This window comes from Adlercreutzia equolifaciens, from assembly GCF_029076695.1.
Lineage (GTDB): Bacteria > Actinomycetota > Coriobacteriia > Coriobacteriales > Eggerthellaceae > Adlercreutzia > Adlercreutzia equolifaciens_A.
Genome location: NZ_JARFIK010000002.1, coordinates 1012463 through 1036701, shown reverse-complemented (window position 1 = coordinate 1036701; position 24239 = coordinate 1012463). Strand labels below are relative to the sequence as shown.

Sequence of the window (24239 nt, the reverse complement as noted above, 5' to 3'; positions counted from 1 at the left end):
TATGGTCCGTCTTTTCCGCAACGACGTGAAGCGCCTGTTCGCCAACGTGATGAGCCTCATTATCGTCATTGGGTTGGTGGTCATGCCCTCAATTTTCGCCTGGTACAACATCATTGCCTGCTGGAACGTGTTCGACAACACCGGCAACTTGACCGTGGCCGTGGCCAACACCGACGAGGGCTACAAGAGTGATCTGGTGCCCCTGAAAATCAATGTAGGCGAGCAGGTGGTGTCGGCTCTGCGCGCTAACGATCAAATCGACTGGACCTTTACCGACGAGGACGACGCCATCGACGGCGCGAAATCGGGGCGCTACTATGCGGCCGTAGTCATTCCGAAGGATTTCAGCCGCGACATGCTCACGTTCTACTCGGCCGACATGGAGCACGCCGACATCATCTACTACGCCAACGAGAAGAAAAGCGCCATTGCGCCGAAGATCACCGACCAGGGGGCCGATTCAGTGTCCTATCAGGTCAATGCCGTTTTCGCTGAAACTCTGAGCGAAGTGTCGCTTGGTTTGGCCGAGGCCTTCTCGTCCTATGCGGAATCAGACGACTGGGACGGCCGCATCGGTCAACTGGCTGATCACGTGCGCACCATGGCTACCTCGGTGGAGGATGCAGCCAAGGTGCTGGGGCTCTACAGTACGCTAGCTCAGGCCTGCGAGGACTTGGCCGCCGACTCGGGCAAGCTGGCCGGCAAGGCTATGACGGCCGCCGACGCCACTCTGGGAGCGGCAGCCGAGGGCGCCGAAGAGTTGCCGCCGGCCATGGCCAATATCGAAAGCTCTACTGAGGGCCTGTCCGCGGCGCTGGAGAAAAGCGCCGCCGGGTTCGGTACCGTGTCTGAAAAGGTGGACGCCCTGTTCGACACGGCCTCCGAGGATGTGGCCGCCACGGTGAAGGATCTGCGAGCCCAGGCTAAGGTGGTGGAGAGCCAATCCGACCGCTATCGGCAGCTGGCCAGCAGCTTGGAGACGCTTGCCGGCTCGCTTCCCGCTGACGTGAAGCCGAGTGCCACGGCCTTGGTGAAGCGCATTAACGATCTGGCCGACTTGAGCGACGCCATTGCAAGGAATCTGCGCTCGGCGGCGGACAAGCTGGAGAAGGGCGATGCGGCCATCAAGGAGGATCGCGACGCGGCGCAGCAACGGGCCGAAGAGGCCAAAGCGGCGGTGCAGGGCGTCAAGAGCGACTTCGAGGAAAACGTGAAACCCTCCCTGGATGCGCTGGTGGCGAAGGCCTCCACGCTGTCGGACAAAGTGAAGGACATCCAGGGAACGCTCAAGGAGGCCAGCAACTCGCTTTCCTCCACGGCGGATTCGGCAGCCACGGCTATGGGTGGTACGGCCGACAAGGTGAAAAACGCCGCCGATAAGCTACAGGGAATCTCTGACAACCTGACCAGCATGGCCGACGATATCGACAAGGCTCTGGCCTCGGGCGATCGCGATGCCTTGAAGGACGTGCTCAGTGCTGATGTGGCCGTCATGTCGAAGGCCCTGTCGGCACCGGTGGGCCTTGAGCGCATTGCGGTGTTCCCGGTAGAAAATTTTGGCTCGGCCATGGCACCGCTTTACACGACGCTGGCCCTGTTCATCGGCGCGCTGCTTATCCTGGTCGTGGTCAAGCCCACGGTATCGCAGCGGGAGATCGATGAGGCGGGTTTGGTTAACGTGAAGCCCCGTCAGCTGTTCTTGGGCCGCTTCGGCGCCATGGCGCTTATCTCGCTGGCCCAGACCACCCTCATGGGCCTTGGCAACATGTTCTTCCTCCAGGTGCAGGTGGCGCATCCCTGGCTGTTCATGGGAGTTTTTTGGTTCGCAGGCCTGGTGTTTACCTTCCTTATCTACGCCTTGGTGTTCTCCTTCGCCAACCTGGGTAAGGCCATTGCGGTTTTGCTGCTCATCATTCAGGTGACGGGCTGCGGCGGTTCGTTCCCGCTGCAATTGCTGCCTCCGTTCGTACAGGCGCTCAGCCCCTGGTTGCCCGCCACCCACGTGGTGAATGCCATGCGATCGGCCATGATGGGCACCTACGGTAACGACTACTGGATGCAGATGGGTGAGCTGGCTTTGTTCCTGGTGCCGGCGGCCCTGCTCGGCCTAGTGCTGCGCAAACCCTTGGCGAAGTTCATGAACTGGTACGTGGAGCAGGTGGAATCTTCCAAGCTGGTTGGCTAGGGGAGTGAAGGGCTCTCTGCGTATCTTCGCCGATCAATGACGGGTTGCGGCGGGTTTTAGCGGCGTGCGTTCGGTAAAGTGGGCTCGATACAAGAGCATCGACTGCCTTGCCGTAGGCGCGGTCGATGGCAACGGCGCGGTCGTTGCCGGCAAATGAAGGAGCATGCCATGGCTGAAAGTCCTTTGACCGATGAGCAAATTGCCCAGGAGGAGAAGTTCCTGAAGGGGCTTCCCCGGGTGAACCTGGGGGCGCTGTTCTTGGCGCCGGTGTGGGGGCCTGCCCATGGCATGTGGGCGGCGTTCCTGTTCTTTGTGGCGTGGCTGTTTGTGGACAACGTTATTTACGCGGCTACGGTGGAGCCCACCGTGCTCAATGTGGTTTTGGCGGTGCTCATGACGGTAGCGCTGGTGGGGGGCACGTTGGTGTTTGCCATTGTGTCCCAGCCTTTCGCGGCTCATAGGGCTGAGGCCATGGGGCAGAGCCGTGCCGACTATCTGCGACGCCAGCGCATTTGGGCCGTGGCGTCCTTTGTGGTGGCTGTTATCGTGGTGGTGCTGGCCAGCTACTACAACCTGGAGATTCGCCCCTTCATGGAGGTTGAGGCCTAATGACGGATGCGGGTCAGCGTCGCGCCGTGGTGTTCTGCGTGGGCAATCGGCTCATGCTCGATGACGGCGTGGGACCGGCGGTCTATGATCGCCTGATGGCCGACTACCTTATTCCCGACAACGTGCAGCTCTTCGATGTGGGCTGCATGTCCCTTGATATGCTGCCCTACGTGGACGACTACGACGTGGTGCTTACCGTGGATGCGGTGGATGGTACGGGCGATGCGCCCGGCACGGTATACCGTTTCGAGCCCGATGCCATGGCGCGCCACTCCGGCCCCGAGGCCTCGCTGCATGATTTGAAGCTGGTGGATTTGTTCGATGCCGCCAGCCTCATGGGCTTCGAGGCCGAGGGCTACTGCCTGGGGATGCAGGTGGGAAACCCTTCGCCCTCGGAGTTCGCCGTGGGACTCACACCCGAATGCGCCGAGGCGCTCCCTTTGCTAGTAGAGACGGTAGTGGCGGAGCTGTATCGTCGCGGGTTTGTGCTGGAGAAGAAGATTTCCTAGGCTGTCCGCGCGCCCTGGCGGGAGTCGCCTCCGCCGCCCGCTGAGCGCTTGATCCTCATCCGAACGCGGCAACAGAAATAGCGAAGATGATGCCCATAAGTCGGTACCATCCCCGAACTGGTGCTGGCGAAGTGGAAGCTATTTCTTAACGGCCGCGTTCTCCGTCGGGCGCTCAGAGGTCGGCGGAGGCGACTCCCGCCAGGGCGCGCTACTCAACTAATTACTGTAGGGCTGCACCACTCGGTGCGTTAGGCCCACTGGCCGCGGGTGGGGCAGAGGTCTCCTACGATGCAGTCGGCGCAGCGGGGGTTGCGGGCTCGGCAGAACTCGCGGCCGAAGTGAACCCACTGGTGGTTGATGTAGAGCCATTGGTCGCGGGGATACACCTTCAACAGGATGTCCTCCACCTTCTGGGGCGTGTCGGCCGAGGGACCGGCCAGTTTCAGGCGGTGGGCGATGCGGTAGACATGCGTGTCGACGGCGATTCCCTGGGGGTCTTTGAAGGCCTCGCACATGACGCAGTTCGCCGTCTTGCGGCCCACGCCGGGCAGTTTCTGCAGCAGGTCGACGTCGGCGGGCACGTCGCCGCCGAACTCGGCCACCACGGTTTGGGCCAGAGCCACCAGGTTCTTCGCCTTGGAGCGGAAGAAGCCCAGGGAGTGGATGATCTCCGAGACGGCCTCGGGGGAGGCGGCGGCCAGGTCGGCCGGGGTGGGGAAGGCCTCGAACAGATGCGGCGTCACTTTGTTCACGGCGGCGTCGGTGCACTGGGCCGATAGCACCACGGCCACAGTTAGCTCGAAGGGTGTGCGATAGTCCAGCGACGCCTTGCCGGGCCCATAGTGGTCGAACATGCGCTCCTCGATGGCGGCAGCGCGCTCGCGCTTCGAAGCAAGGGATTCCCGGGCCATAGCAGCTCCTTCAAGTCACGTGAGGCGGCCGCGCCCCAATCGCAGCGCGGCCGCAGGGTTTTCTCGATCTTAAACGAAGCAGCGAATAGGTGGAACGCCGCCAACGAACTACTGGCGAATATCCATGAAGCGCTGGCCGGGTCATCGCGCGAACGCCCTCTCCGGCAGAGGGCAAGCTGATGGGCTTTGGCATTCCCTCGAAGCGCTGAGTGCGGCAAACGAATCGTTGGTGGGCTTCTGCGAGCCGCGTAGGCGCTTGGATGCGCCTTGCTCGCTTTACTGCTTCGTTACCGCTGGGCGGCCACGGGAGGCAGCGGCGCGGCTGATGCGGTACACTATGCGCAGCGCATGCCGCCCATGGGGCGGCTTTTCGCATGTGGACTGAACGGCCGAAGGATACGCCATGCTCATTGATTCGCTGACTTTCACCTTGGAGAAATCCGGCTGCCTCGACACCTTCTGGGGGAAGCTGGACGAGGGGCAGGACGCCACCTTGGCCGTGGCCGCCTCGGCGCGGCCCTTCCTGGTGGCGGCCCGGTTTGCCCATAAGCCCCAGGCCACGTTGGTGGTGGTGGCCGGCGAAGATGCCGCCGTGGCCTTTGCGCGCAACGTGGCGGCCTATGTGGGGGAGGAGCGCGTGCTTCGCTTCCCCGAGCGCACCGATGTGCCCTTTGCGCCCAAGGTGCCTGATGCGCGGGTTATCTCGCAGCGCGTGGAGGCGGCCTGGGCGCTGCAATCGGGGCGCGAGGTAGTGGTAGTGGCCAGTGCTCGCGCGCTGCTGCGCCTGCTGCCGCCGACGGATGCCCAGGTGGCGCGCCCGCTGGTGCTCACGGCGGAAACCGAGCTTGAGGACATGGGCCGCGAAGGCCTGGCCGAGCTCGACGACCTGCCGCGCTTGCTGGAGGCCATGGGCTATGCGAACACTGGCGAGCTGGACGGCCCCGGCACCTTCGCGGTGCGCGGCGGCACCCTCGACGTGTTCCCGGGCAACTTGACCTTCCCGGTGCGCCTGGACTTCTTCGGCGACGAGCTGGACGAGATTCGCCGTATTGTGCCCGCTACGGGACAGACCATCTCGTCGCTGCCCCAGGTGGACATCTATCCCGTTACCGAGTTCAACTGCTCGAACCGTTCGCTTTTGGCGGCGCGCAAGGCGTTGGAGAAGCCGGCGCTCACGAACCCGGCTCTGCGCGATGTGTTGGAGAAGCTGGAGGGCGGCCTGCGCTTTGAAGGCGCCGACGTTATTCTTCCGTACCTGTATAAAACCCCGGTGACCCTGGGCGCCTATGCGGGTGCTGGGACGCTGTGCGCGCTCATCGAGCCGCGCAGCCTCTTTGACGATGCGGCCCATGCCGCGGAGGATTTGGCCGAGCGGGCGCGGGGCACGAACATTGCCCTGGAGGGACTCTACGCCACGCCTACGGTAATGGATTTCGGCGGCGAGGAGCGGGCCACCTATGTGTCCATCATGCGCGTGGGCGGTGAGATCGACGACGAGCTGCCGGTGAAGCGCGTGGATGTGGCCGGCGTGCCCGATAAGATCTTCGGAAAGATGAAGAGCCTTACCGAGGACCACTATACCGTGGTGTTCAGCGCGCCGAATTATCGCGCGCGGGAGAACATGCGCCATGCTTTGGTGGATCGAGGCATTCCCATTCAGGTGCTGCAGCCCGAAGGAGCGTCGGCCATTGACGACGAAGAGGACGGTGCGGATCAGTCTGCGATAGTTCCCGACACTCCGGGCCAGGCCAAGCGGCGGTTGCGGCGCAGTGTGGTCAACATCGTCGATAACGACATCCCCTTGGGCATGATTATCCCGAAGGCTCACTTGGCCCTTATCAGCGCCGCCGACACCCAGGGAGCGCGGGCTGCCAGCCGCAAGCGCCGAGCGCGGGTGGATGCCACCGAAGTGACCTTCCCCTTCAAGCCCGGCGATTATGTGGTCCATGCGGCCCACGGCATTGCTTTCTTCCGCGATTTGGTGCGCCGCGAAGTGGACGGCACCGAGCGCGATTACCTGCAGCTGGAATACGCCGAGGGTGACAAGCTGTTCGTACCCGTGGAGCAGCTGGACCGCGTGACTCGCTATGTGGGTCCCGAGGGCGGCAGTCCGCGGCTCACGCGCTTGAACACGAGCGACTGGGCCCGGGCTTTGAACAAGGCGCGCAAGGCCACAAAGAAGCTGGCCTTCGACTTGGTGGACGTGTACGCCCGCCGCGCCGCCACCCAGGGCTTCCGCTTCAGCCCCGATACCCCCTGGCAGCGCGAGATGGAGGAGGCCTTCCCGTACCAGGAGACGCGGGACCAGCTGGCGGCCATCGCCGACGTGAAGGCCGACATGGAAGGACCGCGCCCCATGGACCGGCTCATCTGCGGCGACGTGGGCTTCGGCAAAACCGAGGTGGCTCTGCGCGCGGCCTTCAAGGCCACTCAGGACGGCAAGCAGGTCATGGTGCTGTGCCCCACCACCATTCTGGCCCAGCAGCACTACACCTCGTTCAAGGACCGCTTTGCCCCCTTCGGCGTTTCAGTGGAGGTGCTTTCTCGTTTCCGTACGCCCGAGCAACAGAAAGCGGCTCTGGAGGGCTTCGCCAAAGGTGAGGTGCAGGTGCTGGTGGGCACCCACCGTTTGCTGTCGCGCGATGTGAACCCGCACGACCTGGGCCTGGTCATCATTGACGAGGAGCAGCGCTTCGGCGTGCAGCACAAGGAGCAGCTGAAGAACTTGCGCGAGTCCATCGACGTGCTGACGCTGTCGGCCACGCCCATTCCGCGCACCATGCAGATGTCGCTGTCCGGCGTGCGCGATATGAGCCTTATCCTCACGCCGCCCGATGAGCGGCGCCCTGTGGAAGTGCACGTGGGGGAGTGGGACCCCGATGTGGTGAGCGCGGCCATTCGCCTGGAGCTGGCTCGCGGGGGGCAGGTGTACTACGTGAGCAACCGCGTGCGCTCCATCGACGAGGCTGTGGACCGCGTCCATGCCGCCGCCGGCGAGGCGCGGGTGGGTGTGGCCCACGGTCAGATGACTAAGGAGGAGCTGGAGCGCGTGATGGAGGAGTTTGCCGCCGGCGAACTGGACGTGCTGGTGGCCACTACCATTATCGAGAGCGGCATCGACAACCCGCATACCAACACGCTCATCATCGAGGACTCCCAGCGCTTGGGTCTGGCCCAGATGTACCAGCTGAAGGGTCGCGTGGGCCGTTCCTCCACCCAAGCTTACGCCTACTTCATGTTTCCCGAGAACGTGCCCTTGACCGATGAGGCCGCGGCGCGTCTGACTGCCATCAACGAGTATCAGGACTTGGGCAGCGGCATGCGCATTGCCATGCGCGACCTGGAGATTCGCGGCGCTGGCAGCATGCTGGGTGCCGAGCAGTCGGGCAACATGTCGGCCGTGGGCTTCGACCTGTTCGCCCAAATGCTGTCCCAGGCCGTGAACGACACCCGCGAGAAGGGCGAGGCCACGGGTGACTTGCCGCCGGCGCTGTCGGACATTACCGTGAACGTGCCGGGTCATGCCTACCTGCCCGAGGAGTATATTCCCGACGCCGATACGCGGGTGCTGTGGTACCGCAAGTTGGCCAGCGCGCCCACGGTGGACGATGTGGAGGCGCTGCGGGAAGAGCTGCTGGAGAAGGCGCCCGATATGCCCGATGCGGCGGCCAACTTGTTCGAGCGGGCGTGGCTCAAAGCCTTCGCCAACGAGCACAACGTCAAGGTGATCTCGGTGGTGGCCGGCAACTTGGTGGTGGATCCCATCGACATTCCCCAGGACAAGATGAAGCCGCTGCGTCGCGCCGGCGCCCGCTACAATACGGACAAGCGCAAGCTCACGCTGCCGCTACGTTATTTCACGGACGAGGAGCGCGACAACCTGATGCCGCCCATCGCCCGCTTCCTGGAGGAGATGTTCGGCGAGAAGGACGAGGACGAGTCGGTGCCCTTTGCCGAGGTGGAGGGGAAAACCGACGTTGGGGCGTCTGCGGGTGAGAAGGCTTCAGCGGGCCAGTTGTCGACGTCCTCTGCCCGAGGTGCTACCGACACCGCTGGCTCTCGGTCGGCCGTGGGGCCTGCGGGTGCCGGGGCTACGTCGCACGGTACGCAGCCTTCCGGTCGTCCCACGGCCCGCAGCGAGCGTCGAGCTCGCAACCAGGCCAAGGGCGAGGCTGCTCGCGAGCGCCTGGCCGCAAAGCGCGCTGCCCGTGCGGCGAAGCGCAAGGAAGAGTAGCGCCGGCGCCCTTGGGCATGATGCCGTTTGGCCGCAGGAGGGGAGACTCGTGACGGAAAAACCGAATTTCTGGGTTGGCTTTGCCTGCGCCCTGGCCGGAGCTCTTCTTTGGGGCTTCTCGGGCGCCTGCATTCAGTTTCTGGCTGAGAACTACCTTATCCAATCCTCGTTTATCTCGTTTGTGCGCGCAGCCACGGCGGCGGTGCTGTTCCTGGGCTTCATGCTGGCGGCCCGTCGCGAGAGCCTTTTGTCCCTGGCGCACAGCAAGCGGGCCTGGTCTTCGCTTCTGCTCTTCGGCGTGGGGCTCTATCTCAGTCAGATTACCTACGCCATCTCGGTGGCGCTTACCAATGCGGGCACCGCGACGGTTCTTCAGGCCACGTGCACGGTGTTCGTCATGCTGTTCACCTGCTTGAAGCTGCGCCGCTGGCCGCGGCCCTTGGACCTGCTGGGGCTCGTGTGCGCCATGGGGGCGGCCACGCTTATAGCTACACAAGGTGACTGGGGCGTCATGGTGCTGCCTGTAGCCGGCTTGGCCTGGGGCATTGCCAACGCGCTGTCCGAAACGCTGTACATTATGGCCCCCCAGCGCCTGTACCTTCATTGGGATCGTTTCACGGTCATCAGCTGCGGCATGGTGATCAGCGGCGTGCTAGCTGCTCTGGTATGGGCCTGCGGCGGTCTGTGGGGCGACGTTCCCCGGGTGCCGGCCATGGACGGCTTTGGTTGGGCTGCCCTGGTGCTGGGCGTGGGAGTCATGGGCACCTTTGCGGCCTTCGGGCTATTCCTCTATGGCGTCTCTGTGGTGGGTTCGGTTCACGGCAGCTTGCTGGGTGTGGCGGAGCCGGTGGGTGCCATGGTCATTGCCGCTGTCTGGCTGCACACCGCCTTTAGCACCGCCGATTGGACGGGGCTCGTGCTCATGGCCGCCATGATCGTGCTGGTGTCCATCTCCGGTGCCCGAGGGGAGAAAGCGTCAGACAAGGCGCCCGATAAGGTTCAATGACGGATGCTGCTTGTGTTACGCCAAGGCTAAATCTTGGGCCACAAGGCGTCGCAGGTAATCAGAGCGGGATGTTCCCAAGTCGCTGGCGCGCCGATCCATGGCGGCGATAACTGAAGGAGTTTCTTTGAAAGTGACGGGCTTCAGGGGTTCTTCGAAAAGAGCAGGCCGTCCAACGCTGGGTTTACCGTACTCGGAGCGGTCCCAGCTGCCCTCTTCGAAAGGGGCAGCAAGGGTGTCGATCTCTTCATCGGTCATGGCAAGGATGTCGGGTAGTTCATTTCGTTCCATGGCGCCTACCTTCTTACGAACTTAAGCTCGATGAGCGTTTTCTTCGACGGAGGCGTCATTGCATGAAAGATGACCCAGGTGCCATCTGATGCTTTTTGCGCCACCATCTCAATAAGCCTTCCGCGAGGATCAGAGCCGATGGCGATGTAGCGCATTGGGCTCGATTCGAGGCGTGGAAGGAAGGAAATCATGTTCTCCCAAGCGCTCAGCACATCAGCTTCAGAAAGATCCGGATGGCGCTGTAAGACACGAGGGTGAACGATGATATCCATCTGGTACTCTTTCGCATATATATGGTAGTACGAAATTAAGCCGAGTTCAACAGCTATTTCATCTGTTGTGTCGGAGTGAGTGGGCAGCCTAGCAAAAGAGATTCGCAATATGTTCGCCTTAGAATCGCCCGGGAGGTTCGAATGTCAGTAGGAGGGACTATCCAGGCAAGGGTGTAACGACGGAATGACGATCGACCCGAGGCTGCTTTAGGCAAGATCAGATGAGGTAAAGTGATGAACTGTTAGATATGAAAGAAGGTTGCCATGGAAAAGTTGCCCCCTTTGCAAAAGATATACGAGGCTTATAGCGCCATTGCCGATGATCGGTTCGATTTGGCCCCGCAGCAGCTTACGGTACGCTCCTCGGACGGATCGAAGGAGTACACCGTTGCGTGGGACGATGAGGGCCATTACCGCTCTAACGACAAGGCCACCTATTGGCAGGGCTATGCGGGCTATCCTGTGCTGGTAGCGTTGCTGCTTCAGGGGCGTTTGCCGCTCGATGAAGAAGTAGCCCAGTGGTTTGCTGCGGTGCCCTGGAAAGCGCTGAACGAGGCGCATAAACGCGACTACGATGCGGCACTTGAAGAGGCCTTCGATCTTAAGGGTCTTGATATGGCCCAACGTTTGCAAGCCGAAGCTGCAGCCAATGCCGATATGGAGGCCTTGGCCGAGCTCGACATCACGGTAGGTCGGTTGTCTGACCCGGTGAAGCAGCTAGCCTAAGAGCTATTTTTGATCCTGCGGCGGGGCTCCTTGTCGGCTCAGCGGCAAATGAAGAAGCGCCCGGGGCTGTCCTTAGGTAGTGGACAGCCCCGGGCGCTTTATAATGCGGCGTTGCGGAAGGCGTAAGCGTGGGCTGATCGCTAGGAGCGGCTGCGCTTCATGCGTGCGCGGGCAAGTACGATGGTGCCTGCAGCCACGATACCTAGGATACTTATCGCGATGATTGCGTCAACAAGGGGATCGCCGGTTTGGGGGACGCTGCGGGAAGCGCTGATTGTGGTGGTGTGAGAGGCGGAGCTATTTGAGGGAGTGCTTCCTACCTCCGTTACCGTGACGGTCTCGTCCATGGTGTCGATTCCGTTGCCGTTGCCGTCGTCCGAAGTGGCGTTGTTGCTGCTGTCATCATCTCCATCGGCGTGAGATTGGGCGGTGCTGCTCGGATGGCTGTCGGTAGTGCCATCGGAGGTGGTACCCGATCCGTCGGGGTTGGTCGGCTGGTCGTCGGTTCCCGGGGTGGTGTCCGTCTGATCGCCGGTGCTGTCGCCAGTAGTGTCGCCCGGGTTATCGTCGGTGCCGTCTCCAGTCGTACCTCCCGGCGTGGTGGTTCCCGTATTGTCGTCCGTGGAGCCGCCAGGGTTATTGTCGCCGCCCGTGGTGCTGGAGGGCGTGTCGCCGCTATCGCCGCTTCCGCTGCTCGAGTCGAGCGAGGTCAAGGTAGAACCCGGCTCGTCCGCTGCTGCAGCGGCGGCATCGTCGGCGTTCTCGAAGTACTCGGTCTGGCCCTGGTAGGTGACGGCGGCTTTGGCCTGGTCCTTGGCTTGGTCGGCGGGAAGCACGGTGTAGCGCATGCCGTCGGTGGCATCGTGGAGGACCAGCTCGGCATAGCCGCTGTCAACATAGGGTTCCACGTTGGTGTCGTAGGTGCCGCCTTGCAGCTTTATCGTCCCTTGGGAGGTGCCGTCCTTGGCGTCCTTGAGCAGATCCGCTGTGGAACTGGGGTCGGTTGTTCCCACGTTGCCCGTGCCCGTGATGGTCAGCGTGCCTGCATCGGCGGTAATGCCCGGGGCTTGGGCGAACATCAGGGTATGTCCCGCCAAGTCAAGGTTGACAGCTTTGTCGCTTGAGAGGGTGACGGGTGCCTGGTCGGTGCTGTCGGCGGTAAGGGTAACCGTTCCGCCGTCGGCTGCCTGGTCAAGGGCATTCTGCAGCGAGGCAAAGGCGGTGTGGTTCGTGGAGGCAACCCAGGCCGTTCCGTTGTTGGCTACCGTGAAGTCCGTGGGATCGTTGTTGTAGGCATAGGCGTCTTTCAGGGAAGAAGAAATGGCGGACACCGGGGTAGTGGAGACGTTGTTCTCAACGGTGATGCCCTCTTTGACCGTGGACGGGACGGTGCCCGTGGCGGCGTTTTGGAGATTGCCCACAATGCCGCCGCCAAAGGTGGTGGCAGATAACGAGGAGGCCTCGTTGGTGTTGCCGGTCACGGTGCCGCCATTATAGAAGGTTCCCACAATGCCGCCCGCGTCGTTGCCGCCGTGGACCGTACCGCGATTAGTGTTGTTGGTAACTGACACGGCTGAGCTGGCGGCATAGGCCGAAGTGGCGCCGTCGTAGCGCACCCATCCAACGATACCGCCTGTGCCGTAGCCCTTTTCGGACTGGTTCTCAATAGTGCCGGTGTTCGTGCACTGGCTGATGCCGCCGTAGTTCTTCTGCTCGCCCACGATGCCGCCGACAGAGTAGTTGGAGCCAGTGATGGCGCCGCTGTTGGTGCAGTTGTCTACGAAGGAGGAATTGAGGCCGGCAATGCCGCCTACGGCCTCAGTACCGGTAATGGTGCCCGTGTTGGAGCAGCTCGAGATAGTCATGGTGCCGTCGGGAGTGGTGTAGTAGGCTGCGCCCACAATGCCGCCGACGTTGCCCACGCCGCCCAGAGCGCTTACGTCGGCGTTGTTCGTGCAGTTCTCAATGGTTCCTGTGAGCGTCATGCGGCCCACGACGCCACCGATGCCGGCCAAGCCCGAAACCTTGCCGGACACCTGCACGTTGCTGACGGTGGCGTCATCGACCATGAGGCCTGCCGCCGCGCCGGCCAGCTCGCTGGTGGGAACGTCGATGGCTACATCGGCAAGGGTAAGGTTCTCGATGGTGGCGCCGTCAAGGGCGCCGAACAAGCCGATCGCATAGTCGGAGCCCGAGGTCGAGGAAATGGTCAGGCCCGAGATGGTGTGGCCGTCTCCGTTAAAGGTGCCGGCGAAAGGCGTACTGCCGGTGGCAAGGCCGCTCGATTTGCGGGTGGCGACGCCGATGGGCGTCCAGGAATCGCTGGGCAGGGTCACGTCCGCTGTCAGCTCGATGACTTTACCCTGATAATCAGTGCCGGCATTGACGCTATCGCGGAACGCCTCCAACTGGTCGACGGTGGCGATGGTGTAAGGGTTGGCAGCGGTGCCGCTGCCTCCGGCGAAGATGCTTTGAGTCGAGGTGTCCTGGCTCGATGAGCCTGCATCGCTTGTGGCGGTGCTGTTGGATGATGCGGCGGTGCTGGTGGCGGGGGTGCCGTCAGCGGCCGCGGCGTCGCTTTCCGCTGCCCAGGCCGCTGGCTGCCAACATAAGAGCGCAAACAGAGCGAAAGCGACAAAGGCCCATGCCCATGAGGTGCGTCTCGTGGAGGAGCCTGGACTTCGGTGCTGACCGGCAGCGGCCGATGCCTTGGCGTCGTAGGAATGGGCGGTAGGTGCAGTGCGCTCAGCGCGGGTGGCTGGCGCGGTTAGCGGTACAGACATAAGGGGCTCCTCTCGGACGACGATATTTCCAGTCTAGAACCATCAAAAAGGGCGGTTTTCAACGGGGGAGGATCGAGGGGAAACTATTAACCGTTTGTCATGGATTGTCACGATGCTGTGGTCAACGAGACAACTACCGTCCTGATTGGGGGATAACCTCCTGCAGCAAGGACCTCATTGCAAGGGAAGAGGTGAAGGGTTGCTGGGGTTTTCGGACGTGGATACCTGCCGTGCTATACTGATCGGCGAATTTATCGGCCTTATTTGCGTATCAAGAGGAACCCTATGACCACTTCCCGCATTCCTGCTTCCGACAAGCCGGTGCGCGTTCGCTTCGCACCTTCTCCCACGGGCAAGCTGCACATTGGCGGCGCTCGCACGGCCATCTACAATTGGGCCTTCGCCCGCACCATGGGCGGCACTTTCGTACTGCGCATCGAGGACACCGACCCTGAGCGCTCCACCGAGGAGAACACCCAGATCATCCTGCGCGCCCTGAAGTGGATGGGGCTCGATTGGGACGAGGGTCCCGAGGTGGGCGGTCCCTGCGGTCCCTATTTCCAGACCCAGCGCACCGATACCTACGAGGCGGCGCTGCAGAAGCTCATCGAGGCCGATGCGGCCTATCCGTGCTTCTGCACGAAGGAAGAACTGGATGCCAAGCGCGCTGCGGCCGAGCAGACCGAGGGCGGCTATGCGGGCTACGACCGCACCTGCCGCAACATTCCCGCCGATGAGGCCCGCGCCCGCATCGAGGCCGGCGAGCCCCATACCTGGCGCCTCAAGGTGCCCGACGACCACGGTCCCGTAGAGTTTGAGGACGCTGTCTACGGACATATGAGCTTCCCCATCGAGGTCATGGACGACATGATCCTGCGTCGCACCGACGGTACCTTCACCTACAATTTCGCCGTGGTATGCGATGACGTGAACATGGGCATTACCCATGTCATTCGCGGCGACGACCATCTGTCCAACACGCCGCGCCAGGTGCTCATCTACGAGGCTCTTGGTGCTGAGGTGCCGCTGTTCGCCCATCTGTCCATGATTCTGGGCGCCGACGGCAAGAAGCTGTCGAAGCGTCATGGCGCCACCAATGTGGAGGAGTACCGCGACCGCGGCTACCTGCCCGATGCGCTGGTGAACTTCCTGGCGCTTCTGGGCTGGTCCCTGGACGGCGAGACCACCATCATTCCGCCCGAGGAGCTGTGCCGCGAGTTCAGCCTCGACCGCATTACCAAGAAGCACTCCATCTTCGACGAGAAGAAGCTCGACTGGATGAACGGCGTCTACATTCGCGACATGGGCGCCGAGGCCTGGGTGCAGGCGGCGAAGCCGTGGCTGGCCCAGACGAATTTGGAGGGCTCGAACGTGGCCGACGGCATTACCGTGGTGCCCACGCCCACCAAGGAGGAGCAGGCGGCCGCTGCGGCCCAGCTGCGCATCCCCGGCCAGGACGTCGACGAGGAAACCTGGCAGGCCTGCCTGGCCGACGTGGACGACGATGCGGAGTTCTACCAGGCCATGTATCCCTTGGTGGCCGAGCGCCTGAACCATCTGGATGAAATTCCCGCCAAGCTGGCCTTCCTGTTCTGGGGCGATTCGGTGGTGCTCGACGAGAAGAGCGTGCAGAAGGTGCTGCTGAAAGAAGGTGCCCGCGCCGACGAGGCCCTGGCTATCTGCCGCGAGGTGCTTACCAACGACGACAACCCCTGGGATGCCGAGGCACTCGAGGAGCTGTGCCGGGCGAAGGGCGAGGAGGTCGGCCTTAAGCCGAAGCTGCTGTTCCAGCCCTTGCGCGTGGCGGTATGCGGCAACATGGTGTCGCCGCCGTTGTTCGAGGCCATGATGCTCATGGATCCGGCCGACGTGGTGGCCCGCATCGATGGCGTTACGGCCAAGGTGTTCCAAAACGAAGCCTAAGTAACGGGCCGTGCGCACGCACGGCCCTTGTGTTGTCAACGAAGCAAGAAACGGAGTATCGCTATGGATGAACAGAATCAGGCAACGGGCCAGCCCGTAGGCGAGCCTGAGCCTCAGCCTACGGCTTCGCAGCCCGATCCTCAGGCCTCCGCTGCGCCGCAGCCCGAGGCTCAACCCTCTTACGCCCCTTATGCGACGGCCCAGTCCACGGCGCCCATGCCCGGGGCTCCGCAAGGAGGCCAGCAGGCTCAGAGCCCCTATGCGGGTCAGCCGCAACCGTCCTACCAGGCGCAGGCCCCCGTCGGTGGTTATTCCTACGCGTCTGAGGGGGCTGCAACCCAGCAGCCGGGGTATTACAGCGCCTATGGCGAATCCTACGGCGGCCAGCAGCCGCCGGTACCTCCAACGGTGCCCCCGGTTGCCTCGCCGACGCCTTACGGCTACGAGCCGACGGCTCCCCAGCAGAAGCGCCGCTGGCCCTGGTTCCTTTTGGGTCTGGCCGTGGGTCTGGTCATTGGCTTGGGCGGCTGTGTGAGCTGCGCGGGCATTGTGGCTGCTACCAGCTATGATCGCGTGGGGACGAACTACGCTACGCCGGCGGTGCCCGATTATGATTTCGGGGTGCCCGACACCGACGACAACCCGGACTACGGTTACGGCTACGGCTATGGTTACGGTCAGGACGATGGCAGCGGTCAAAACTCCGACGGTCAGGAGGTCAGCCCCTACGAAAGCGCGCCGGGCACCTATTCGCTTGATGAGATCAAGAGCGTTATGTTCCCCAACGGCGTGCCTTCGAACGTCCCGGCCGAGGGCGACGTGTGCAAGGAGGGTATCTACACCGTTGGTAAGAACGGCCAGATTCCCGCGGGGCTCTACTATCTTGAGGGCGCCGAAGATGCCGAGAGCAGCTTCTACGTCTTCGAGGGCTCCGATACGCCTAACTACTATAAGGTGGACGACTCTGTTGCCTACTTCGGCAACTATTTCGTCGAGCTTGACGAGGGCGATCTCATGGTGTTCAAGCCCGGTGCCGATCTGACCATGTATCCGGCTCCGGCTACCTCCTTCGAACCGAAGAGCCCCTACAACAACGGCTGCTACCGCGTAGGGGTCGATATTCCCGCCGGCAGCTACACCATCACCAGTTATGCCCCCTCAGCCGATGTGGCTTCGGCCGATAGCGGCGCCTTCGTGATGAGCGACCTCGATTTCGATGAGGATTCCCTTATGGAGAGCGTCTATGTCATTCCCGGAGGCAAGCAGGTTATTACGGTGAAAGACGGTCAGTACCTCGAGTTGTTTGCCGCCACGGCTACGCCGGTATCCCAAGGCTAGGGCCGAGCGCGTCTAGAATAGCGAGAACGAGAAACGGCGCCTGGATCCAGGCGCCGTTTTGCGAAAGGAGCACTTGTGGCAAAGCAGTTGAGCGATTACCCCACCCTTGAGGAGCTGAACGAGTTCTTCGGCCGCGATCGCTTCGCGGCCTCCATCGGCTGCCGCATTGTCGAAGGATCCGTGGGTCACGGGGTGGCCGAGCTGGTAATCGAAGACCACCACCGTAATGCCCTGGGCATTGTCATGGGGGGCGCCCTCTTCACCTTGGCCGACTTCGCCTTGGCCATTGCCAGCAATGTGGGCGTGGAGCCGTCGGTGTCCATCAACAGCTCCATCGACTACTACACGGCCTCCAAGGGCACGAAGCTCATTGCCACGTGCAACGTGGACAAGGGGGGTCGTCGCCTAGGCTTCTACACTACCGATATCACCGATGACACGGGCAAGCGCATTGCTCGCATGACCACCACGGTGTTCCGCAACGCAGAGTAAGGCGCAACTGCAGCTTACGGGGGAGGGGCGGATTCGCCCAGCCTAAAAAATGCGACGGGTCCCCGGCGGGAGCGGTTCTGTTTGGACCACCCCTCCGGGGACCCGTCTTGCCTTTGTGGAGATGTTACAGCCCGCAAGCTTCGCGCAGGGCGTCTACCTTGTCGGTTTTCTCCCAGGTGAACTCGGGCAGCTCGCGGCCGAAGTGTCCGTAGGCCGCCGTCTTCTGATAAATGGGACGGCGCAGGTCCAGGGCGTCGATAATGGCGCCGGGACGCAGGTCGAAGACCTGGTTGACCGCTGCCTCGATGGCCTCCTCGGGCACGTGGGCCGTGCCGAAGGTGTCCACCATGATTGAGACGGGCTGGGCCACGCCGATGGCGTAGGCAATCTGCACTTCGCAGCGATCGGCCAACCCTGCGGCCACTACGTTCTTGGCTACCCAGCGCGCCGCGTAGGCTGCCGAGCGGTCCACCTTCGTGCAGTCCTTGCCCGAGAAGGCGCCGCCGCCGTGGCGTCCCATGCCGCCGTAGGTGTCCACAATGATCTTGCGGCCAGTCAGGCCCGCATCACCCATGGGGCCGCCGATGACGAAGCGGCCGGTGGGGTTCACATAGATTTCGCAGTCCTCGGCCAGCTCGATGCCCTCGCGCTCGAACACCGGCTTGATGACCGTGTCGATGACGGCCTCACGCAGGTTGTCCTGCTCGATGTCTTCGGAGTGCTGGGTGGAAACAACCACTTTCTCCACGGCGGTGGGCACGCCGTCCACATAGCGGACGGACACCTGGGTCTTGCCGTCGGGGCGCAGGAATTCCAGGGTGCCGTTCTTGCGCACTTCGGTCAGGCGCTCGGACAGGCGGTGGGCCAGGTAGATGGGCATGGGCATAAGGGTGGACGTTTCGTTGCAGGCATAGCCGAACATCATGCCCTGGTCGCCGGCTCCCACGGTCTCGTAAGGGTCGTCGACCGCTTCGCCGCGCTGGGCCTCGAAGGATTCGTCGACGCCCTGGGCAATGTCGCTCGACTGCTCGTGAATAGAGCTCATGACGGCGCAAGTATTGCCGTCGAAGCCGTACTTGGCGCGGTCGTAGCCGATGCCGCACACCACGTCGCGCACGATGGACTGCACATCCACGTAGGCCTGGGTGCGAATCTCGCCGGTCACGAACACCGTGCCGGTGGTGACCAAGGTCTCACAGGCGCAGCGCATCTTGGTGGGGTCGGCGGGGTTGCCGTCGGGGGCCACATAGCCCTCTTCCGCCAAGGCAATCTCCTTCGCCAGAATGGCGTCGAGGATAGCGTCGGAAATCTGGTCGCAGATTTTGTCCGGATGTCCCTCGGTGACGGATTCGGAAGTGAACAGGTACGTGGAGTGCTTGTCAGCCATAAGAGTCCTCTCTTATCGGTGTTGGCCGGACCACCTTGGCGCTAGCGTGAGGAACGCGTCAGGTTGGTGTCGGGATCAACGAGCCAACTCTCTACCCCGACTCTGGATAATGTGCCGTGCGCCGTCCAGGACGCACGGCTGTTCATGCTAACGGTTGCGGGAAGTTGGCGCAAGGAAATTCGCGGTTAAGCCGCAACTTCCTCGGCTGATGTTGGGGGTGTCTAAGTTTAGCGAGAAGTTCTCTACGAAACGACCACGAAGGAGGGTGGTTGCAAAGAGGAGTGCTAAACTTTTCTCTTGTTATTCGAGTTCGAGGAAAAGAGCGCCCATGCCAACCAATGCCGATTACACCCGCGAGTATTTCTCCATCATCGATGATCTTGACGGGGCCGTTGAGGGGCGCCGCGCGGCCTTCGACTATATGATGAACTCCACGGCCATTGTTCATCACGAAGTGGTAGCTTCTTCGTTTGTGCCGCGCCTGTTCAACCAGGAAACCTACGACGTGATGAAGCGCACGGCCGAAACCTGCCACCGCATTCTGTGCAAGGTCATCGAGCGCTATCGCTCCGATGAGGAGTACCGCAAGGTATTCGATTTCGACGAGCGCCTGGTGGATCTTATCCTGCTGCCCCGGGGCTACGATTCGGTGCTGCCCTTCGCCCGTGTCGATACCTTCCTCAACGAGGATGATTTCCGCATTCATTTCTGCGAGTTCAACGGCGACGGCTCGGCGGGCATGAACGAGAACCGCGAGATCACGAACTCCATCAAGGATTCCGAGACCTTCCGCACCTTCGCGCAGAACCACCAGGTGCTCGGCTGCAGCCTTTTCGAGCCGTGGGTGAAGGAGTTCATGAATATCTACGGCACCTACGACCACAAGGTGGATAACCCGCGCTTCGCCATCTGCGATTACCTGGAGAACGGCGTGGTGGACGAGTTCTACCAGTTCGCGGACTTGTTCCGCCAGAACGGCGTGGAGTGCGTGGTGGCCGACGTGCGCGAGCTTACCTTTGACGGCGCAGTGCTGCGCAACAAGGACGGTTTGGAGATTAACGCCATCTGGCGTCGCTGCGTCACCAATGACGTGCTGGAGTTCTGGGACGAGTCCCAGGCGCTCATCGAGGCGGTGCGCGCCGAGAAGGTGGCGCTCATCGGGTCGTTCGCCGGCCACATCGTCCATGACAAGCAGCTGTTCGAGGTGCTGTTCAAGCCCGAGACCCAGGCCTTCCTCACCGACGAGGAGATCAGCTTTGTAGAGGCAACGGTGCCCATGACGGCCTTCCTCAACGAGGACGAGGTGAACCTGGCCCAGATTCGCGCCAACAAAGACGAGTGGATCATCAAGCCCACCGACCATTACGGCGCCGACAACGTCTATGCGGGCAATGCTCTGTCCCAAGAGGAATGGGAGCAGGTCATCGACGAGTTCGCCAACGAGCGCGCAGGCTATCCGTTTATCGTGCAGCGCTTTATCACTCCTTTTAAGACCGATACGCTGCCGCCCGATTACGGCATCAACGAGAAGCCCGATGGTGCTGTGCTCAGCGATCCGGTGCCCTACAACAATCTGAACGGCCTGTACCTGTACAATGGTCGCTTCCAGGGCGTGTTCAGCCGCCTGGGGCCGCATTCCACCATCTGCAAGCAGAACGAGGGCATGACGGCGGCAACTATTTGGGTCGACTGCTCGGTGGATCCCGCGGTGGCGCTGGAGGTGTAGGGGCGCGATTTTGGGCCGAGGCCTGCGTGAACGTTAGGGAGAAGAGAGGGGAGGGAGCCCATGGGTTCTTCCGATAGTATTCTGGCTGGCATTGGCGCCACCATCCTGGCCGTGGCGCTGGCCGTGTGCGGCTTTGCCTTTTGCTGCATGCCGGCTACCACCCATTGGCTGGCCTCGCAGGTAAGCACCGGCGAGGGGTCTCCCTATACTCACGACCAGTTGGTGCAGCTGGCCGATGTCACGCGCACCTATACCGTAGACCAGAACAGCATCGAGGGAAGTTGGGCCGGCTGCGAGGTGGTGGCTACGACGCTGGAGTGCGCCCGCGAGGCCTCGGCCGAGGGCTCGCCCAAGGCCGATCAGTGGAATGCCGCGGCAAAAGAAGTCCTGGCTCAGAGCGTGGACGATATTTCGCCTGATGTGACGGTGCAGAAGCTCTCCGAGGTCAGTGATCGCTACGCGCTCGACTCGGCGGCCATGACGCACTTGGACGACTGCTATCGCGCCATAAGCGGCGTCAGCTCATGGCTGGGCATGATTGTGGTGGCGGCGCTTCTGGTGGTCATCCTGCTGTTCGTGCGCAAGCAGTTCGCGGCGGTGGCCTTTATGCTGCGCGCTGGCCCTGTGTTCCTTGTGGCCGTCCTGGCCATCCTGGGTCTGTGGGCCGTTATCGACTTCAACGGCTTGTTCGCCGTGTTCCATTCGTTCTTCTTCGAGGACGGCACCTGGACCTTCCCCGCAGATTCCCTGCTCATCTCCATGTATCCGCTGGACTTCTGGCAGGGCATGGCCGGTGTGTGGGCTGCGGGCGCCATCGGGTTGGGTGTCCTGTGCTTCATTGGCGGTTGTGCGGCATCGTGGCGCGCCAAGCAGCAGGCCGCCGAGCTGGCCGCTGAGGCGGCGCGAGCGGCCAAGAAAACGAAGAAGGGCAAGAAGAACCGTGGCTAAGGCACCCAAGGAGCATAAGACCAACGCCCTGCGCGAGCTGGAGGCCGCCGGCCTTGTTCATGAGGCCTTGTTCTTCGAGGCCGAAGCTACCATGACCGGCGAGGAGATTGCCCGCGCCCAGGGCGAAGACCCCGATGCGGTGTTCAAGACCCTGGTCACGTGCGGAAAAAGCGGCGAGCACTACGTGTTTTTGGTACCCGTGACCGGCGAGCTGGACTTGAAGAAGGCGGCGAATGCCTGCGGAGAGAAAGCCGTGTCCATGGTGAAGGCCCGCGAGCTTCTGCCTTTGACGGGCTACGTGCACGGCGGCTGCTCGCCGGTGGGCATGAAGAAGCTGTTCGCCACCTTTGTGGACGAGACGGCCCAGCTCTTCGACGAGATTTACTTCTCTGGCGGCAAAGTGGGCTGCCAAGTGCGCATGAACGCCGACGACCTGCAGCAGCTGGTGCCCTTTACCTATGCCGATCTAACGGTGTAGCGGGCGCCGCCTGTTCGCTTGGTATACTGTCTCCCATGAAAATTGCCTCGGTCATAGTTGATATTCCCACCCAAGCACTTGATACTCCCTATTCCTACGCTGTTCCCGATGAGGGCGTGGGTGAGGAGGGTCTTGCGGCGGAAGTGGGGTGCGCCGTGCTGGTTTCCCTGGGCGGTCGCAAGGCCGTGGGCTACGTGGTGGCCCTTGAGGAGGCCGAATCGTCTCTGGACGAGGGTGTGGACCTGTGGGGCAATCCGCTTTCGGCCAGCAAGTTGAAGATGATCGAACGGGTGCTCTCAAAGCCGTACTTCGACGAGGAGGGCGCGGCCTGCGCGCAGTTCCTTGCTGAGCGCTATGTGGCGCCGCTGTCCAGCTGCGTGCGCCTGTTCACGCCGCCGGGCGCGGTGCCGCGCGTGGTGCGCGGCCGTGACGGACGGTGGCGTCTGGAGGAGCCCACCGTGGGCCAGGTGGACGACCGCTGGGTTACCCGAGGGCCGGCCTTCGAGGGCTTTGAACCGCGCAAGAACGCCGTTAAGCAGCAGGCCGTGCTGGAGGTGCTGGCCCAGGGCGATGCGCGCATTGCCGAGCTTTCCCAGGAATTCGGCGCCGTGGACGCCACGTTGAAGGCGCTTGCGGCCAAGGAGGTGGTGCGTATCGAGCGCCGCCGCCGCATGCGCGGCATGGAGAGCGACGGCGCGTTCAAGCCCAGTCAAGCTCCTGAACTTACGGCTGGCCAGCAGCAGGCCCTGGAGGTCATCGAGGCGGCGCGAGCGGCCGGTGACGGCCGTGTGGTGGTGGTCGATGGCGTAACGGGCTCGGGCAAGACGGAAGTGTACCTGCAGGCCATCGAGCGCACTCTGGCTGAAGGGCGTACGGCCATGGTGCTGGTGCCGGAGATCTCGCTGACTCCCCAGACGGTGGCGCGGTTCCGCGGTCGTTTCGGCGACGCCGTGGCCGTCATGCACTCCCGTATGAGCCAAGGCGAGCGCTACGATCAATGGGACTTCGTGAAAAGCGGAGCGGCCCGGGTGGTGGTCGGGGCGCGCAGCGCTCTGTTCACGCCTCTGGCCAACGTGGGCCTCATTGTCATCGACGAGGAACACGAGGGGTCCTACAAGCAGGACTCCGCTCCGCGCTACACCACGCGTGACGTGGCAGCTTGGATGATGAAGCGCACGGGCGGTGCGCTGGTGCTCGGCTCGGCCACGCCTTCTATCGAGGCGTTGTACGGGGCGGCGAAGGACCCGCTGTGGAGCCAGGTGGCGCTGCCCGAGCGCGCCAACGGCCGCCCGCTGCCGGCGGTCGAGGTGGTGGACATGGCCGCGGAGTTTTCCAGCGGCAGCCGCTCGATGTTCTCTGGGCGCTTGACGCGCGCCCTTCAGCAGGAACTGTCCCAAGGCCACAAGGTGGTGTTGCTGCTGAACCAGCGCGGTTTCGCGAAATTCCTTCTGTGTCGCGACTGCGGTTTCGTGCCCGAGTGCCCCCATTGCGCCACCTCGCTAACCTATCACGAGGAGGGCAGCAAGCTGGTGTGCCACCATTGCGGCTACCACGTGGGTGCTCCTCCCACTTGCCCGGAGTGCGGCAGCCCCTATCTGAAGAAGTTCGGCGCGGGCACTCAACGGGTGGAGGCCGACTTGCGCGCGCTGCTGGACGGTATGAGTGGCGTGGGGCCCCAGGTGCCCATTATTCGCATGGATGCCGACACCACGAAAGCCAAGGGGGCGCACCAGGCGCTGCTCGAGGAATTCGGTGCTGCCGAGGCGGCGGTGCTTCTGGGCACGCAGATGATTGCGAAGGGCCTCGACTTCGACGACGTGACTTTGGTGGGCGTCATCAACGCCGACACCCAGCTGCACCTGCCCGACTACCGGGCCGGCGAGCGCACGTTCCAGCTGATAGAGCAGGTGGCGGGCCGCGCGGGCCGTGCCAGCCTGCCTGGGCGCGTGCTGGTGCAAACCTACGAGGCGGGAGACGTGGCCATTCGAGCTGCGGCAACCTATGACCGCGCGCTGTTCCTGAAATCGGAGCTGCCCAAGCGCAAGGCGCTCCAGTACCCGCCCTATGTGCGCATGGCCAATGTGCTGGTATGGGGCAAGAACGAGGACGAGGTAGCCGCCGAAGCCGAGGCGCTCCACCGAGCCTTGGAGGAGCTCGTGCACTGCGAAGTAGGGGAGCGCTGGAGCGTTCTGCCTGCCAGTCCCTGCGTCTTGGGAAAGCTGCGCAACACCTACCGCTGGCATATTGTGGTGAAGGCTCCGGCGGGCGACGATATTTCCGGCCCTCTGGCGCGCCTGTTCCGCACCCGCAAGCCCCATCCCGCCGTCAACGCCGCCGTAGACGTGGACCCGGTGGACCTGCTGTAGGAAGATGGCTGAAGTTTGACCGATAGGAGAAAGCGCGTCGAAGAAAGACAGCCTTGCG

The 24239-nt window shown here is 62.7% G+C and carries 18 protein-coding genes; 13 read left to right on the top strand and 5 right to left on the bottom strand.

From position 1 onward, the window contains the following. The first annotated feature begins 1 nt into the window (after position 1). The 3 genes from PZH32_RS10155 (at position 2) to PZH32_RS10145 (ending at position 3303) form a co-directional block, all read left to right on the top strand. On the top strand, positions 2-2185 hold the full coding sequence (locus PZH32_RS10155) for a YhgE/Pip domain-containing protein (protein WP_275208229.1): 2184 nt from the start codon (positions 2-4) through the stop codon (positions 2183-2185). Positions 2186-2353: 168 nt separating this feature from the next. After that, on the top strand, positions 2354-2794 hold the full coding sequence (locus tag PZH32_RS10150; RefSeq protein ID WP_275207985.1) for a viscotoxin-A3: 441 nt from the start codon (positions 2354-2356) through the stop codon (positions 2792-2794). Beyond that, on the top strand, positions 2794-3303 hold the full coding sequence (locus PZH32_RS10145) for a hydrogenase maturation protease (RefSeq protein ID WP_275207984.1): 510 nt from the start codon (positions 2794-2796) through the stop codon (positions 3301-3303). Before PZH32_RS10150 ends, PZH32_RS10145 begins: the two co-directional genes overlap by 1 nt. 248 nt (positions 3304-3551) lie before the next feature. On the opposite strand, the gene nth is transcribed toward PZH32_RS10145, so the two are convergent. Beyond that, a complete protein-coding gene (gene nth / locus PZH32_RS10140) occupies positions 3552-4214 on the bottom strand; it encodes an endonuclease III (protein WP_275207983.1) in 663 nt (220 codons plus the stop codon). A gap of 403 nt (positions 4215-4617) precedes the next feature. Between nth and mfd the strand changes: the two genes are divergently transcribed. Continuing rightward, on the top strand, positions 4618-8448 hold the full coding sequence (mfd, locus tag PZH32_RS10135; protein ID WP_275207982.1) for a transcription-repair coupling factor: 3831 nt from the start codon (positions 4618-4620) through the stop codon (positions 8446-8448). A 49-nt stretch (positions 8449-8497) separates the two neighbouring features. After that, positions 8498-9454 carry a DMT family transporter gene (locus PZH32_RS10130; RefSeq protein WP_275207980.1) on the top strand — a complete coding sequence of 319 codons (957 nt, stop codon included), beginning with the start codon at positions 8498-8500 and terminating at the stop codon, positions 9452-9454. A 15-nt stretch (positions 9455-9469) separates the two neighbouring features. Here PZH32_RS10130 and PZH32_RS10125 read toward each other — a convergent pair whose 3' ends face one another. Both PZH32_RS10125 and PZH32_RS10120 read right to left on the bottom strand, forming a co-directional pair. Next, positions 9470-9742: a hypothetical protein gene (locus PZH32_RS10125; protein WP_275207979.1), complete on the bottom strand. Its 273-nt coding sequence runs from the start codon at positions 9740-9742 to the stop codon at positions 9470-9472. Between the two features lie 5 nt (positions 9743-9747). Next, positions 9748-10014 carry a hypothetical protein gene (locus PZH32_RS10120; RefSeq protein ID WP_275207977.1) on the bottom strand — a complete coding sequence of 89 codons (267 nt, stop codon included), beginning with the start codon at positions 10012-10014 and terminating at the stop codon, positions 9748-9750. A gap of 264 nt (positions 10015-10278) precedes the next feature. Between PZH32_RS10120 and PZH32_RS10115 the strand changes: the two genes are divergently transcribed. Then, positions 10279-10740 carry a hypothetical protein gene (locus PZH32_RS10115; RefSeq protein WP_275207975.1) on the top strand — a complete coding sequence of 154 codons (462 nt, stop codon included), beginning with the start codon at positions 10279-10281 and terminating at the stop codon, positions 10738-10740. A 140-nt stretch (positions 10741-10880) separates the two neighbouring features. On the opposite strand, the gene PZH32_RS10110 is transcribed toward PZH32_RS10115, so the two are convergent. Then, the gene (locus PZH32_RS10110; protein WP_275207974.1) at positions 10881-13523 is read right to left on the bottom strand and encodes a beta strand repeat-containing protein; all 2643 of its coding nucleotides are present in this window, start codon (positions 13521-13523) and stop codon (positions 10881-10883) included. A gap of 285 nt (positions 13524-13808) precedes the next feature. Between PZH32_RS10110 and gltX the strand changes: the two genes are divergently transcribed. The 3 genes from gltX (at position 13809) to PZH32_RS10095 (ending at position 17276) form a co-directional block, all read left to right on the top strand. After that, positions 13809-15446 (top strand): glutamate--tRNA ligase, encoded by a 1638-nt coding sequence (gene gltX / locus PZH32_RS10105; RefSeq protein ID WP_275207973.1) that lies wholly within the window; start codon positions 13809-13811, stop codon positions 15444-15446. A 63-nt stretch (positions 15447-15509) separates the two neighbouring features. Continuing rightward, the gene (locus PZH32_RS10100; protein WP_275207971.1) at positions 15510-16784 is read left to right on the top strand and encodes a hypothetical protein; all 1275 of its coding nucleotides are present in this window, start codon (positions 15510-15512) and stop codon (positions 16782-16784) included. 75 nt (positions 16785-16859) lie between these two features. After that, positions 16860-17276 carry a PaaI family thioesterase gene (locus tag PZH32_RS10095; protein ID WP_275207970.1) on the top strand — a complete coding sequence of 139 codons (417 nt, stop codon included), beginning with the start codon at positions 16860-16862 and terminating at the stop codon, positions 17274-17276. A 124-nt stretch (positions 17277-17400) separates the two neighbouring features. On the opposite strand, the gene metK is transcribed toward PZH32_RS10095, so the two are convergent. Continuing rightward, complete coding sequence (gene metK / locus PZH32_RS10090) at positions 17401-18663, bottom strand: methionine adenosyltransferase (RefSeq protein ID WP_275207969.1); 1263 nt, start codon at positions 18661-18663, stop codon at positions 17401-17403. Between the two features lie 328 nt (positions 18664-18991). Here metK and PZH32_RS10085 point away from each other — a divergent pair, with 328 nt between their 5' ends. The 4 genes from PZH32_RS10085 to priA are packed head-to-tail and all read left to right on the top strand — an operon-like array spanning position 18992 to position 24181. After that, positions 18992-20389, top strand: a complete 1398-nt coding sequence (locus PZH32_RS10085) for a circularly permuted type 2 ATP-grasp protein (protein WP_275207966.1) — start codon at positions 18992-18994, stop codon at positions 20387-20389. Between the two features lie 60 nt (positions 20390-20449). Beyond that, entirely contained in the window at positions 20450-21337 is an 888-nt protein-coding gene (locus tag PZH32_RS10080) for a DUF1461 domain-containing protein (protein ID WP_275207964.1), read from the top strand. Beyond that, a complete protein-coding gene (ybaK, locus tag PZH32_RS10075; protein WP_275207962.1) occupies positions 21330-21815 on the top strand; it encodes a Cys-tRNA(Pro) deacylase in 486 nt (161 codons plus the stop codon). The genes PZH32_RS10080 and ybaK overlap by 8 nt, the downstream gene beginning before the upstream one ends. 35 nt (positions 21816-21850) lie before the next feature. Further along, positions 21851-24181: a replication restart helicase PriA gene (gene priA, locus PZH32_RS10070; RefSeq protein ID WP_275207961.1), complete on the top strand. Its 2331-nt coding sequence runs from the start codon at positions 21851-21853 to the stop codon at positions 24179-24181. Positions 24182-24239: the final 58 nt, after the last annotated feature.